Annotated in this window: 14 protein-coding genes and 1 pseudogene; 13 read left to right on the plus strand and 2 right to left on the minus strand. The window is 72.3% G+C overall.

Annotated features, from left to right (window positions below):
* Positions 1 to 88 precede the first annotated feature (88 nt).
* From EAO70_RS23735 to EAO70_RS40060, 3 genes are all read left to right on the plus strand, one after another.
* Complete coding sequence (locus EAO70_RS23735) at positions 89 to 1,432, plus strand: M20/M25/M40 family metallo-hydrolase (RefSeq protein WP_148004816.1); 1,344 nt, start codon at positions 89 to 91, stop codon at positions 1,430 to 1,432.
* Between the two features lie 128 nt (positions 1,433 to 1,560).
* Entirely contained in the window at positions 1,561 to 1,794 is a 234-nt protein-coding gene (chpH, locus tag EAO70_RS23740) for a chaplin ChpH (RefSeq protein ID WP_015032475.1), read from the plus strand.
* 140 nt (positions 1,795 to 1,934) lie between these two features.
* Entirely contained in the window at positions 1,935 to 2,870 is a 936-nt protein-coding gene (locus EAO70_RS40060) for a chaplin (RefSeq protein ID WP_148004817.1), read from the plus strand.
* A gap of 54 nt (positions 2,871 to 2,924) precedes the next feature.
* Here the strand turns inward: EAO70_RS40060 and EAO70_RS23750 are convergent, their stop codons facing one another.
* Positions 2,925 to 3,113, minus strand: a complete 189-nt coding sequence (locus EAO70_RS23750) for a DUF5703 family protein (protein WP_073915128.1) — start codon at positions 3,111 to 3,113, stop codon at positions 2,925 to 2,927.
* Positions 3,114 to 3,160: 47 nt separating this feature from the next.
* Here EAO70_RS23750 and EAO70_RS23755 point away from each other — a divergent pair, with 47 nt between their 5' ends.
* The gene (locus EAO70_RS23755) at positions 3,161 to 3,859 is read left to right on the plus strand and encodes a hypothetical protein (protein ID WP_148004818.1); all 699 of its coding nucleotides are present in this window, start codon (positions 3,161 to 3,163) and stop codon (positions 3,857 to 3,859) included.
* 114 nt (positions 3,860 to 3,973) lie between these two features.
* On the opposite strand, the gene EAO70_RS23760 is transcribed toward EAO70_RS23755, so the two are convergent.
* Complete coding sequence (locus tag EAO70_RS23760; RefSeq protein WP_148004819.1) at positions 3,974 to 5,728, minus strand: helix-hairpin-helix domain-containing protein; 1,755 nt, start codon at positions 5,726 to 5,728, stop codon at positions 3,974 to 3,976.
* A 49-nt stretch (positions 5,729 to 5,777) separates the two neighbouring features.
* Here EAO70_RS23760 and EAO70_RS23765 point away from each other — a divergent pair, with 49 nt between their 5' ends.
* The 9 genes and pseudogenes from EAO70_RS23765 (at position 5,778) to metK (ending at position 13,137) form a co-directional block, all read left to right on the plus strand.
* Positions 5,778 to 6,983, plus strand: a complete 1,206-nt coding sequence (locus EAO70_RS23765; protein WP_261992999.1) for a trans-sulfuration enzyme family protein — start codon at positions 5,778 to 5,780, stop codon at positions 6,981 to 6,983.
* A 64-nt stretch (positions 6,984 to 7,047) separates the two neighbouring features.
* Positions 7,048 to 7,311, plus strand: a pseudogene (locus EAO70_RS39480) (MaoC/PaaZ C-terminal domain-containing protein); the annotation flags it as partial.
* 146 nt (positions 7,312 to 7,457) lie between these two features.
* Positions 7,458 to 8,300, plus strand: a complete 843-nt coding sequence (locus EAO70_RS23775) for a class I SAM-dependent methyltransferase (RefSeq protein WP_148004821.1) — start codon at positions 7,458 to 7,460, stop codon at positions 8,298 to 8,300.
* Positions 8,297 to 9,340 (plus strand): class I SAM-dependent methyltransferase, encoded by a 1,044-nt coding sequence (locus tag EAO70_RS23780; protein ID WP_148004822.1) that lies wholly within the window; start codon positions 8,297 to 8,299, stop codon positions 9,338 to 9,340. The genes EAO70_RS23775 and EAO70_RS23780 overlap by 4 nt, the downstream gene beginning before the upstream one ends.
* Positions 9,341 to 9,364: 24 nt before the next feature.
* Positions 9,365 to 10,258, plus strand: coding sequence for a diiron oxygenase (locus EAO70_RS23785; protein WP_148004823.1), 894 nt, complete (start codon positions 9,365 to 9,367; stop codon positions 10,256 to 10,258).
* A gap of 37 nt (positions 10,259 to 10,295) precedes the next feature.
* Positions 10,296 to 11,195 (plus strand): hypothetical protein, encoded by a 900-nt coding sequence (locus tag EAO70_RS23790; protein ID WP_148004824.1) that lies wholly within the window; start codon positions 10,296 to 10,298, stop codon positions 11,193 to 11,195.
* 1 nt (position 11,196) lies between these two features.
* On the plus strand, positions 11,197 to 11,643 hold the full coding sequence (gene acpS, locus EAO70_RS23795; RefSeq protein ID WP_148004825.1) for a holo-ACP synthase: 447 nt from the start codon (positions 11,197 to 11,199) through the stop codon (positions 11,641 to 11,643).
* A gap of 22 nt (positions 11,644 to 11,665) precedes the next feature.
* A complete protein-coding gene (locus EAO70_RS23800; RefSeq protein ID WP_148004826.1) occupies positions 11,666 to 11,917 on the plus strand; it encodes an acyl carrier protein in 252 nt (83 codons plus the stop codon).
* The gene (gene metK, locus EAO70_RS23805; RefSeq protein ID WP_148004827.1) at positions 11,914 to 13,137 is read left to right on the plus strand and encodes a methionine adenosyltransferase; all 1,224 of its coding nucleotides are present in this window, start codon (positions 11,914 to 11,916) and stop codon (positions 13,135 to 13,137) included. The genes EAO70_RS23800 and metK overlap by 4 nt, the downstream gene beginning before the upstream one ends.

Raw genomic sequence — 13,137 nt, forward strand, 5'->3', positions numbered from 1 at the left:
ACATGCGGCTGTCACATGACGGGGGTACGCGGGAGGATGGAACGAGGACCGAAGCAACCACGTGGGGCACGTAGTGGGAGGAAGCAGCGTGAGCGAGTCGAACACAGGCCGGAACGGTGACGCCGGGACCGCCGGGACCGCCGAAAACGAGGTCGTGGACCTCTGTCGCGACCTCATCCGCATCGACACCAGCAACTACGGCGACCACTCCGGGCCGGGCGAGCGGGCGGCGGCGGAGTACATCGCCGAGAAGCTCGCGGAGGTCGGACTCGAGCCGAAGATCATCGAGTCGCACAAGGGGCGGGCGTCCACCGTCGCCCGCATCGAGGGCGAGGACCCCTCGCGGCCCGCCCTGCTGATCCACGGCCACACCGACGTCGTCCCGGCCAACGCCGAGGACTGGACCCACCACCCCTTCTCCGGGGAGATCGCCGACGGTTGTGTGTGGGGCCGCGGGGCCGTCGACATGAAGGACATGGACGCGATGACCCTCGCGGTCGTCCGGGACCGGCTGCGCAGCGGCCGCAAGCCCCCGCGCGACATCGTCCTCGCCTTCCTGGCCGACGAGGAGGCCGGCGGCACCTACGGCGCCCGCCACCTCGTCGACAGGCACCGCGACCTCTTCGACGGGGTCGACGAGGCCATCGGCGAGGTCGGCGGCTTCTCCTTCACGGTGAACGAGAACCTGCGGCTCTACCTGGTCGAAACCGCCCAGAAGGGCATGCACTGGATGCGGCTGACCGTCGAGGGCACGGCCGGCCACGGCTCGATGACCAATGACGACAACGCCATCACCGAACTGTGCGAGGCCGTCGGCCGCCTGGGCCGCCACCAGTGGCCGGTGCGGGTCACCAAGACCGTGCGCTCGTTCCTGGACGAGCTCTCCGACGCGCTGGGCACCCCCCTCGACCCCGAGGACATGGACGGCACCCTCGCCAAGCTCGGCGGCATCGCCAAGATGGTCGGCGCCACCCTGCGGAACTCGGCCGCCCCGACCATGCTCGGTGCCGGCTACAAGGTGAACGTGATTCCCGGCCAGGCCACCGCGCACGTCGACGGCCGCTTCCTGCCCGGTTACGAGCAGGAGTTCCTCGCCGACCTCGACCGCATCCTCGGGCCGAAGGTGAAGCGCGAGGACGTGCACGGCGACAAGGCCCTGGAGACCAGCTTCGACGGGGCCCTGGTCGACGCCATGCAGCTGGCGCTGCGGGCCGAGGACCCGATCGCCCGGGCCGTGCCGTACATGCTCTCCGGCGGCACCGACGCGAAGTCCTTCGACGACCTCGGCATCCGCTGCTTCGGCTTCGCCCCGCTCCAGCTGCCGCCGGAGCTCGACTTCGCCGGCATGTTCCACGGTGTGGACGAGCGGGTGCCGGTCGACGGCCTGAAGTTCGGCGCCCGCGTCCTGGACCGATTCATCGACGCCTGCTGAATTCGTCCGCGCGTTTGACTGTGACCGGAAAGAGTGAATGCACCCGGGGGCTCGTAGCCCCCACCATTCCCCCTCGTTACAGGTGGTGCGGTCCGCGGCTGGGACCGCATTTCCAACTAGGAGGAATAATGATCAAGAAGGTCGTCGCTGCTGCGGCTGCCACTGGCGGTCTCGTTCTCGCGGGTGCGGGTATGGCCGTCGCCGACGCGGGTGCCCAGGGTGCGGCCATCGGCTCCCCCGGTGTCCTCTCCGGCAACGTCGTCCAGGTGCCGGTTCACGTTCCGGTGAACGTGTGCGGCAACACGGTCTCCGTGATCGGGCTGCTGAACCCCGCCTTCGGCAACACCTGCGTCAACGCCTGACGTTGTGCCTCGCCCCGTGAGGGTGTGAGCCGGTCCGGCCCCGGAGTGCGTGCCATGCACTCCGGGGCCGGTGGCCATTTCCGCCCCGGGTGTTCCACCCGGTGGCACTCTTTCGAAGCCGAGCAGGCAGGGAACGAACTATGCGACAGGTCACGCGCAAGGGTCTCATCACCGTTGCGGCAGCCGGAGGCGTCTTCGCCGCGGTCGGCGGCGGTTTCGCGCACGCCGACTCCGCCGCGAACGGCGCGGCCGTGAACTCCCCGGGCGTCGCGTCCGGAAACTCCGTCCAGGTCCCGGTCCACGTACCGGTGAACGCCTGCGGAAACACCGTCAACGTCGTCGGACTGCTCAATCCGGCGATGGGCAACAAGTGCGCCAACACGTCCAAGCCGGGGAAGCCCGGCAAGCCGGGCGGCGGGTCCTCCGCCGGCGGACACACCGGAAACTCCCCGGGCGTCGGTTCCGGGAACACCGTCCAGGTACCCGTCGACGTCCCGGTCAACGTGTGCGGCAACAGCATCACGGGCGTCGGCCTGGCCAACCCCGCGGCGGGCAACAGCTGCGGCAACGGCATCGAGCCGACGCACCCGGGGAACCCCGGAAACCCTGGGAATCCGGGCAACCCCGGTAACCCGGGCAACCCGGGTAACCCCGGTAACCCGGGTAACCCCGGTAACCCGGGTAACCCGGGTAACCCCGGTAACCCCGGTAACCCCGGTAACCCCGGTAACCCCGGTAACCCCGGTAACCCCGGTAACCCCGGTAACCCCGGTAACCCTGGGAACCCCGGTAACCCTGGGAACCCGGGTAACCCTGGGAACCCGGGTAACCCCGGCACCCCGGGCAACCCCGGCACCCCGGGTACGCCCGGTACTCCGGGAACCCCTGGTACGCCCGGCACCCCCGGTGGCGAGACCGGTCCGAACACCCCGGGTGCGCACGCCGGTACCCCGCCGCGTGCCGTCGAGGAGCTCGCCGAGACCGGTTCCGGTCCGCTCGGCGTGATCGTCCCCGCCGGCGCGGGCCTGCTGCTCGCCGGTTCGCTGATCTACCGCCGTACCCGCAACGCCGCCTGACCCGCCGCACCACGCCGAGGGGCCCCGCACACCGCGGGGCCCCTTCCCGTCGTCCTACCAGGTCGCGCGGACCTGGCGGATGATCCGCCGCTTCAGCCGCACTCTGCGGCTTCCGTCCCGGTGCAGGGTCAGACGGTCCAACTCCCAGTGTCCGTACTCGGCATGGTCGGTCAGCAGGCGCGTCGCCTCCTTGCGGGAGACACCGCGCGGCACGTACACGTCGACAAATTCGTATTCCGGCATCGCATCTATTGTGCGGGCACCGGCCCGCTACGGATAGCGTGCGTCCCATGTCTGATGCTGCGCAGCCCACCGCTGCCGAGGTACGCGCCGCCGCCGAGGCGGTCAAAGCCGCACTGGACCGTCACCTCACGGCGGTCGAACGCCGCACGGGTGACGACGACCCGGACGTCTACGAAGCCTTCAACGCCCTCGCCGGGGCGGCCGAGGCTTACGACGAACTCCTCTACGACCGGTACGACGAGGTCACTCCCTTCGAGACCCCCGGCGCGGACGGCGCGCTGCCGCCGTACGCCGGACCCGACGCACCGCACGCACTCAGCCTCCTGATCCGCCGCGACTACCTCGTCGCGGAACCCAAGCGCCTGCTCGCCCAGGCCCGCCGGGTCGCCGAGGCCGACGGCGGCGCGGATCCCACCGGACCCGGTGCCCGCGCCGGAGTCTCGCCGCTCGCCGCCCTCGGGGTGCTCTTCGGCGAGTACGAACCGGACGAGATCGCCTCCCGCCACAAGGAGTTCGGCCTGGAGGAGGGCGACTCCACGCTCTGGGTCACCGCGGCCGAGGAGCTCCCGGAACCGGGGGAGTGGCTCAACGCCCCCTTCGAGCAGGCCGATCCGGAGCGGATCGTCTGCCGCTTCGACGTCAGCTCGGTCTTCGACGACGATTCGGACGACGACCCCGACGATGATCCCGAGGACGACCCCGTGGGCGTCGACACCGGCCAGGAGACCGGGGCCGGCGCCCCCTGAGGAAGCTCGGGGGAGCGGGTGACGCGGGGAGACGGCGGAGGGCCGGGACACCGATCGTGGTGTCCCGGCCCTCCGCCGTTCCGCGGTCCGCCCGCTCGCCGCGGGCCCCGCGTCCTACTCCTCGGGCACGGCGAGCAGCGCCTCCAGGAGCGGACGCAGCCGGGTCGTCCGCTCCGGGGCCGTCCCTTCGGCCACCGCGCGCGGCAGCGCCTGGTCCACCCCGTGCACGACGGACAGATGGCGCTCCGCCCGGCCGAACGCCGTGTACACCCACGGCCTGCTCAGGCCGCCGGCGGCGTCGCCCGGCAGCACCACGACCACCGCGGGCCAGCGCATCCCGGCCGCCTGGTGCGCGGTGAGCGCCCAGCCGTGCCGCAGCGCCGTCTCCACGCGCTCCTTCGGCACGAGCACCTCGGCGTCGCCGCAGCGCAGCCGCAGCCCCTCGGCGTCGGCGGACACCACCGTGCCGGTCGCCGTCCGCCCCGGCACCTCCGCGTACGCCACCCGGTCCCCGGGGTCGAAGCCGCCGAAGCGGCCGGGGCCGGGGTTCAGCCGCTGCTTCAGCGCGGTGTTCAGGGCGCGCGTACCCGCGGAGCCGCCGTGGCCGACCGTGATCACCTGGGTCTGCTCGGCCGGTACGCCGATCGCCCGCGGCACCGAGTCGGCGACCAGCTGGACGGTGCGGTGCACGGCCTCGCCGGCATCGCGCACCGGGACGATCACGATCTCCTTGCCCGGGGCCTCGACCTGGTTCAGCTCACCGGCTCCGATGCCCGAGACCAGCTCGCCGAGCGGGCCCGGATCGGGCAGGCGCGAGGCGATCCGCGGACACACCCGGGCCGCGAGGAGGTCGCCGAAGACCTGGCCCGCGCCCGGCGCCCCGAGGACGCCCGGGTCGCCGCCGAGCACCAGCCGGCAGCCGTCGGGCAGCGACTCGACGAGCATCGCGGCGGTCTCCACGTCCAGCTGCGGCGCGTCGAGCACCGCCAGGAGGTCCAGCGCGAAGGCGCCCTCCTCGTCGCGGCCGGGACCGGCCGCTCCGGAGAGCAGCGCGGCGACCGTGACCGCGTCGGCCCCCGCGGGGCCGAGCGCGTGCCGGCCGGCGTCCGCGTGGACGACCACCAGGGTGCGCAGACCCCGCCCGCGGGCGGCCGCGGCCAGGGCGACCGGCTCGGCGCGGGAGGCCTCGCCGCCGGTGTGCAGGACGAGTCCGTGCGCTCCGGCGGCCCGTTCGAGCTCGGAGCCCTCCCAGGTGTCGGCCGTCGCCGTCCTGACCAGACGGGCCAGTCCGTCCGCGAGGCTCTCCTCCGCGAGCGCGTACCGGTCGAGCCCGAGCAGCACCGGCGAGGCGGGTCCCTCACCGGCCGCCGGGGCCTCGTCGTCCTCCGCGTCCTCTGTGTCTTCTACGTTCCCCTCGGCCGGCTCCTCGGCCGTCTCCTCCTCCTGGAAGACGAGGACCGCGCCCGCGGACACGGCCTCCTCGACGGCCGATCCGGGATCGGGGACCGCGTGCCCGGTGAGTCCGGCGCGCACGGTGTCGATCTCCAGCGCCGTGTGCCCCTGGAGCGSGSCCCGCTCCAGGAGCCACACCGTCAGGGCGACCGTCCGGCGCGGATCGTCGGGGCCGCACGCCGCACCGAGCAGCGCCCGCGCGAAGCCGTCGGCCTGCTCGGGGCGCACCCCGGGGACCGCGAGCAACTGCCAGGGGTCGTCGAGCAGGACCTGCGCCGCGCTTTCGCCGAGTACGGCCGCGACCTGCTCGGCCAGCGCCTCGGGGGCACCGCCCTTGGCCAGTACCTCCCGGACGGCGGCGGTCGTGCCGGGGGCCGGCGCGGACGCCTGCGCGGGTACCGGCGGTCGTACGGTCATGGCGGGGGCCGCTTCCTGGCCCCTCACCCCACTCGGAAAGGAAACCCCCGTGGAACTCGGCACCCGCGCCGTCCATGTCGTCAACGAGCCTCTCCCGCCCGGCAGTCGGCCGCTCTCCGTGCCCCTCGTGCAGTCCTCCGCCTTCGCCTTCGACTCCGCCGAGGCGCTCGCCGACGCCATGGCGGGACCCGACGGGCCCTCCGTCTACAGCCGCCGCGGCAACCCCACCGTCCGGGCCCTGGAGCAGACGCTCGCCGGCCTGGAGGGCGGTGCGGGCGCCCTCGCCTTCGCCTCCGGGATGGGGGCGATCAGCGGCGTGCTGCTCGCCCTCCTGCGGCCCGGCGACCGGGTGGTGGCCCAGCGCTGCCTGTACGGGGGGACGCACGCCGTCCTCACCGACCTGGCCGAGCGGTACGGGATCGAGGTCGTCCGGATCTCCGGCGACGACCCCGCGGAGTTCGAGGCCGCCGCCGTCCACCCCGCCACCCGGCTGCTCGTCCTGGAGACCATCGCCAACCCCACCGGGCAGGTCCCCGACCTGCCGGGGCTGCTCGCCGTGGCCCGCGCGCTCGGTGTGGTGAGCGTCGTCGACAACTCGCTCGCCTCGCCCGTGCTCTGCAGCCCCCTGGAGCACGGCGCGGACATCGTCGTGCACTCCACCACCAAGTACCTCTCCGGGCACTCGGACGTCCTCGGCGGCGCCGCCGTCTTCGCCGACGACGGGCTGCGCCGCCGGATCTGGCCCCGCACGGTCGAACTGGGCGCCTGCGCGGACCCGTTCGCCGCGTGGCTGACCCTGCGCGGGATACCCACCCTGCCGCTGCGGATGCGCGCCCACTGCGCCGGTGCCGCCGTCCTCGCCGAGCGGCTCGCCGCCCATCCCGCCGTCGCGGCCGTGCACTACCCCGGGCTCCCCGGCCACCCCTCGTACGAGCGCGCCCGCGCGGTGCTCTCCGCGGGCGGCGGGCTGCTGGCCTTCGAGCCTGCGGGGGGCCGGGAGGCCGGCCGGGCCTTCATCGAGCGCGTACGGGTGGCCCGGCTCGCGCTCTCCCTCGGCGGGGTGGAGACCCTCGTGACCCACCCCGCGTCCACCTCCCACCGCGAGCTGGACGGGGCCGCCCTGGCGGCGGCCGGCATCGCCCCCGGGCTCGTACGGATGTCGGTCGGCATCGAGGACGTCGAGGACCTGTGGGACGACGTCGAACAGGCCCTCGCACAGGCTCCTTTCGGGGCTTCTTTTGGGTTGACAAAATAAATGACTGATTCGTAGATTGGTGTGTGCCAGGGAAAGACCACTCCTAGGTCAAGGGGGGCGCGGAATGCGCTACTTCGAGGACTTCCGGCCCGGCGACGTCCACGAGCTGGGCACCGTCACCGTCACGGCGGAGGAGGTGCTGGAGTTCGGCAGGCGCTTCGACCCGCAGCCCTTCCACACGGACCCCGAGCGGGCGGAGCGGTCCCCGTTCCGCGGACTGATCGCGAGCGGGTTCCACACCCAGGCGATGTTCATGCGCCGCTACGTCGACGGACTGCTGGCCTACAGCGCCTGCCTGGGCTCGCCCGGCATCGACGAGGTCCGCTACCTGCGGCCCGTCCGCCCGGGTGACGTCCTCACCGCGCGCGTCGAGATCCTCGGCTCCACGCCGTCGCCGTTCAATCCCGCCACCGGCACCGTCAAACCGCGGTGCACCCTGGTGGCCTCCGACGGGACGGCCGTGTTCAGCCTCCAGTGGAGGCCGTATCCCGCACCGCCCAGTGGACCGCCGCCGCGCGCGCCCTGGAGACCGAGCGCGAGGACCGGCTGTTCGCCGATCCCCACGCGCGTACCGTCGCCGACGAGATCGGCTTCGAGCTGCTCGAGCGCTACGCGGGCGGCGGCACCGTGCCGTTCCTCGCCATCCGCACCACCTACCTCGACCGCGCCATCGTCCGGGCCGTGGAGGAGCGGGGCATCCGCCAGGTCGTCTTCCTCGCCGCCGGCATGGACACCCGCTTCTTCCGGCTGCCCTGGCCCGACGGCGTCACCGTCTACGAGCTCGACCGCCCGGCCCTCCTGGAGGCCAAGGCCGAGATGCTGGCCGGGGAACCGCGGCCGGCCGGACGGGACCGCGTCACCGTCCCCGTCGACCTCACCCAGGACTGGACCGGCCCCCTCAAGGAGGCCGGCTGGAAGAGCGAGGAACCCGTCCTGTGGGTCGTGGAGGGACTCCTGTTCTTCCTGCCGGAACAGGCCGTGCGGACCCTCATATCGACGCTCTCCGCGCACGCCGCCCCCGGCTCCGTGCTCCTCGGCGACGTCATCTCCCAGGCCGCCCTGGACAACCCCCTCGCCCGCGGGTTCATGAAGGCCCTCGACGAGGACGGCAACCCGTGGCTCTTCGGCACCGAGGAGCCCGAGCAGCTGCTCGCCGACTGCGGCTGGGCCGTCCGCGAGGTCCGCCAGCCCGGGGAGGACGGCGCCGACTTCGGCCGCTGGCCCTACCCCGTACCGGCCCGCTCGGTCCCCCGCGTGCCCCGGTCCTTCCTGTTCACGTGCGACCTGCCGACGTACGAGGAGGAGAAGGCCGCATGAGCGCCCACGACTTCCACCAGAAGGTCATCACCGACGCCGGCGCCGCCGTCCGCGGCCTCACCGTCTCCCTCGGCCACCGCCTCGGCCTCTACCGGGCACTGGCCGAGCGGGGCCCGCTCACCGCCGGCGCGCTCGCGGAGGCGGCCGGCACGAACGAGCGGTACGTCGAGGAGTGGCTGCACGCGCAGCTCTCCGCCGGCTACGTCGAGCGGCACCCCAGTTCCCTCACCTACACCCTCCCCGCCGACCACGTCGAGGTGCTCGCCGACCCGAAGGCCGTCACGTACGCCGCCGGGTTCTTCACCGCCCTCAAGGCCCTCTACGCCACCGAGGACCTGCTCGTGGAGGCGTACCGCACCGGCGACGGCGTCGGCTGGGCCGAGCACGACCCGGCCCTCGACACCGGCATGGGCTCCTTCTTCCAGCCCACGTACGAGCACAAGCTCGTCGCCGACTGGCTGCCCGCCCTCCACCAGGTCACCGGCAAGCTCACCGCCGGCGGCACCGTGGCCGACGTCGGCTGCGGCGTCGGCCACACCACCCTGCTCATCGCGAAGGCCTTCCCGAACGCCACCGTCCACGGCTTCGACTACTCCGAGGAGGCCATCGCGATCGCCCGGCAGCTCGCCGAGGAGGCCGGCCTCTCCGACCGGGTCGTCTTCGAGGTCGCGTCCGCCGACGACTACCCGGGCTCCAGCTACGACCTGGTCTGTTTCTTCAACGCCCTGCACGACATGGGCGACCCGGTCGCCGCCGCCCAGCACGTCCACAAGTCCCTGGACGCGGACGGCACCTGGATGCTCGTCGAGTCGAACGTGTCCCCGCAGGACGTCGACGCCCAGACCCCCGCCGCCCGCATGTTCATGGCCCTGTCCGCCGTCATGTGCCTGCCCGTCGCCGTCGCCCAGCGCGGCCCGCACGCCCTCGGCAACCACTCCGGGGAGAAGGCCTTCCGGGCCATCGCGGAGGAGGCCGGCTTCACCCGCTGGCGGCGCGCCACCGAGACCCCGGTGAACGCGGTCTACGAAGTCCGGCCCTGAACACCCGAAGCCTGGAGGCTCATCATGGGCGCCACCGCCCCCCTGCCCGTCACCGACCGGTTCATGGAGGTCCTGGAGCGGCTCAGCGAGCGCTCCGTCGAGGACTACTACAACCCGTACCAGACCTTCCAGTGGCCCGAGACGCTGGAGGAGAACCGCTTCTGGATGACACCGGAGCTGCTCACCGTCTACGGCACCGAGCACTACGACGCCCTCGACGAGGAAACGCTTCAGCGCCTGTCCAAGTGGGAGTCCGTCAACTTCTACAGCCTCAACGTGCACGGCATCCGCGAACTCCTCATCGAGGTCGTCGGCCGCATCCACATGCCCGGCTTCGAGGTGCCCTCGGACTTCTTCCACCACTTCATCGGCGAGGAGAACGAACACATGTGGTTCTTCTCCGAGTTCTGCCGGCGCTACGGCAACAAGATCTACGGCTCCACCGCCATGCGCGCCGACGCCGCCTGGGAACCGGAGGTCGAGAACTTCCTCGTCTTCACCCGCATCCTCTTCTTCGAGGAGCTCGTCGACCACTACAACGCGCGCATGGCCAAGGACGCCTCGCTCTGCCACACCATCCGCGAGGTCAACCGCATCCACCACCAGGACGAGTCCCGGCACATCGCCTTCGGGCGCGAGCTGGTCTCCCTCCTGTACGGCCGGATGTGCCAGGCGGTCAGTGCCGAGCGGGTCCGCGAGGTCGAGGCCTACCTCAAGCGGTACGTCGTCTACAGCGTCAACTCCCTCTACAACCCCCACGTGTACCGCGACGCCGGCATCCCCGACCCGCTGGCCCTGCGCAACGCACTGGTCGCCGACGAGAGCCGCCGTCCCCACGAGCGCAAGGCGATCCGCAAGCCGCTCGCCTTCTTCCTGAAGACCGGGATCTTCTCCGACGACACCCTGCCCGTCGTCTGAGGGGCCCCAGACCTCCCACCGGAGAGGTGAAGAGACCATGACCGTGACGACCCCCGGGCACACCGGGGAGAACGTGGGCTCGACGAGGGGCCTCCCCTCGCTCGGACCGGAGGGGACCCGCCTGCTGCGGCTCCTCGACGACACCTTCGAGAGCTGGGGCGTGACCGCGGGCGCCCGCCCGATGACCATGCCCCCGCTCCTGCCGGCCGCCGACCTGGCGAAGCTGGACTACTACGACAACTTCCCGCACCAGGCCGTCCTCGCCGCCCCGCTCGACCTGGAGGGCCGCCACGCGACCCCCTTCGACCACGAGCACGGGCACTGGCCGGCCGCCGCCCTCGAACCGGCCGGCCTCGGACTGCCCTCGGCGTCCTGCTACGCCGTCTACCTGGACCACCGGGGCACCCGGGTCGCCGACGACACCCTCGTCACGATCTGCTCCTGGTGCTTCCGCAAGGAGACCCACTACGAGGGCATGCGGCGCCAGCTCGGCTTCCGCATGCGGGAGATCGTCGCCCTCGGCACGCCCGACCACGCCGAGGCGCACCTCGCCGGCTTCACCACCCGCATCCGGGCCTTCGCCGAGGCGCTCGACCTGCCGCTGCGCAGGGAGGCGGCCTGCGACCCGTTCTTCGACAAGGGCGGCTCCAAGGCCCTGCTCCAGCGGCTCACCCCGGTGAAGCACGAGTTCCTGTACGAGGACCTGGCCATCGCCTCGGTCAACACGCACCGGAACTTCTTCGGCGACCGCTGCGCCATCACCCTGGAGTCGACCGGCGGGCCGGCCTTCACCAGCTGTGTCGCCTTCGGTCTCGAACGCTGGCTGTCCGCCCTGACCCGCCGGCACGGCGACTGGGAGGCGGCGACCGAGGCGGTGCTCGACGCGAACGCCCGCCTGCGGGCCGGTGCGAGTGGCGCGGCCGGGCCGGTGATCTGACGTGCCGGCCCGTCCCGCCGCCCCGCCGGCGGGCGGCCTGGGGTGGGCGAACCTCGGCATGGACATCGTGTCCGTCAACCGTGTCCGCAGGCTCCTCGCCCAGTACGGGGAGCGGTTCTTCGAGCGGATGCTCACCCCCGGCGAGCTCGCCGACTGCCGTACCTCCTCCGGGCTCGACGTACTGAGCCTGTGCGGTCGGATCGCGGCCAAGGAGGCGGCCTTCAAGACCCTGCGGGTCCGGGGCAGGTTCCTGCCCTGGCCGGACATCGTGGTGCGGCGTTCCGAGGGCGGCTGGCCGCTCGTGGAGCTGCACCGGGCCGCCGCCGAGATGGCCGCGGAGTCCGGCATCACCGAGATCACCGTGTCCATCAGCCACGACGTGGACTACGCCGTGGCGGTGGCCGCGCCGATCATCGCCCCCACCCCTTACGTATCCAGCAGTAGCTAGCAGCAGCTAAAGGAGAGCAACCATGGCCGACGGCCTGCAGACGGTGAAGAACTGGATCCTCGAGCGTCACCCGGAGCGCGAGGACATCGCCTCCGACCTCGACCTGATCGAGAACCGGCTCATCGACTCGCTGTCCTTCGTCGAGTTCGTCTTCCTCCTGGAGCAGGAGAGCGGCACCGCGATCCAGATGGAGACCCTGGAGGTCGAGTCCATCCGCACCCTCGGTGCCATCGAGCAGCACTTCTTCAAGACCCCGGTGGAGGCCCAGGCATGAGCCGCCGCCTCTTCACCTCCGAGTCGGTGACCGAGGGACACCCCGACAAGATCGCCGACCGGATCAGCGACACCATCCTCGACGCCCTGCTCGCCGAGGACCCGTCCTCGCGGGTCGCGGTGGAGACCCTGATCACCACGGGCCTCGTGCACATCGCGGGCGAGGTGACCACCTCGGCGTACGCGCCGATAGCGAAGCTGGTGCGCGAGGCCGTCCTCGACATCGGCTACGACTCCTCCGCGAAGGGCTTCGACGGCGCCTCCTGCGGCGTCTCGGTGTCCATCGGCGCCCAGTCGCCGGACATCGCGCAGGGCGTGGACACCGCGTACGAGTCCCGGGTGGAGGGACGCCCCCGGACGGGGGAGGACGCCGCGCTCGACGCGCAGGGCGCCGGCGACCAGGGCCTGATGTTCGGCTACGCCTGCGACGACACGGCGGAGCTGATGCCGCTGCCGATCGCGCTCGCCCACCGGCTCGCCCGCCGGCTCACCGAGGTCCGCCGGGACGGCACCGTGCCGTACCTGCGGCCGGACGGGAAGACCCAGGTCACCATCGAGTACGACGGGGACCGCGCGGTCCGCCTCGACACGGTCGTCGTCTCCTCGCAGCACGCGGCCGACATCTCCGTCGAGGGTCTGCTCACCCCGGACGTGCGGGAGTACGTCGTCGAGCACGTCCTGAAGGAGCTGGTCGAGGAGGGCGTCAGCCTGGAGTGCGACGGCTACCGGCTCCTGGTCAACCCGACGGGGCGCTTCGAGGTCGGCGGCCCGATGGGCGACGCCGGGCTCACCGGCCGAAAGATCATCATCGACACGTACGGCGGGATGGCCCGGCACGGCGGCGGCGCCTTCTCCGGGAAGGACCCGTCCAAGGTCGACCGGTCCGCGGCGTACGCGATGCGCTGGGTCGCGAAGAACGTCGTCGCGGCCGGCCTCGCCCGCCGCTGCGAGGTGCAGGTGGCGTACGCGATCGGCAAGGCCGAGCCGGTCGGGCTGTTCGTGGAGACCTTCGGCACGGGCGTGCTGCCCGACGAGCGGATCCAGGAGGCGGTCGCCGCCGTCTTCGACCTGCGCCCGGCGGCGATCATCCGCGACCTGGACCTCAAGCGGCCGATCTACGCGAAGACGGCGGCGTACGGCCACTTCGGCCGCGAGCTCCCCGAGTTCACCTGGGAGCGCACGGACCGCGTGGCCGCCCTGAAGAAGGCCGCGGGGGTCTGA

The sequence above is a fragment of the Streptomyces sp. adm13(2018) genome (assembly GCF_008042145.1).
Taxonomy (GTDB): domain Bacteria; phylum Actinomycetota; class Actinomycetes; order Streptomycetales; family Streptomycetaceae; genus Streptomyces.

What these genes read in the sequence shown, in the direction of transcription:
- EAO70_RS23750 (WP_073915128.1), bottom strand. Translation starts at nt 3,113, where the DNA reads ATGCCGGAATACGAATTTGTCGACGTGTACGTGCCGCGCGGTGTCTCC.
- EAO70_RS23780 (WP_148004822.1), top strand. Translation starts at nt 8,297, where the DNA reads ATGAGCGCCCACGACTTCCACCAGAAGGTCATCACCGACGCCGGCGCC.
- EAO70_RS23800 (WP_148004826.1), top strand. Translation starts at nt 11,666, where the DNA reads ATGGCCGACGGCCTGCAGACGGTGAAGAACTGGATCCTCGAGCGTCAC.
- EAO70_RS40060 (WP_148004817.1), top strand. Translation starts at nt 1,935, where the DNA reads ATGCGACAGGTCACGCGCAAGGGTCTCATCACCGTTGCGGCAGCCGGA.
- chpH (WP_015032475.1), top strand. Translation starts at nt 1,561, where the DNA reads ATGATCAAGAAGGTCGTCGCTGCTGCGGCTGCCACTGGCGGTCTCGTT.
- EAO70_RS23785 (WP_148004823.1), top strand. Translation starts at nt 9,365, where the DNA reads ATGGGCGCCACCGCCCCCCTGCCCGTCACCGACCGGTTCATGGAGGTC.
- metK (WP_148004827.1), top strand. Translation starts at nt 11,914, where the DNA reads ATGAGCCGCCGCCTCTTCACCTCCGAGTCGGTGACCGAGGGACACCCC.
- EAO70_RS23755 (WP_148004818.1), top strand. Translation starts at nt 3,161, where the DNA reads ATGTCTGATGCTGCGCAGCCCACCGCTGCCGAGGTACGCGCCGCCGCC.
- EAO70_RS23790 (WP_148004824.1), top strand. Translation starts at nt 10,296, where the DNA reads ATGACCGTGACGACCCCCGGGCACACCGGGGAGAACGTGGGCTCGACG.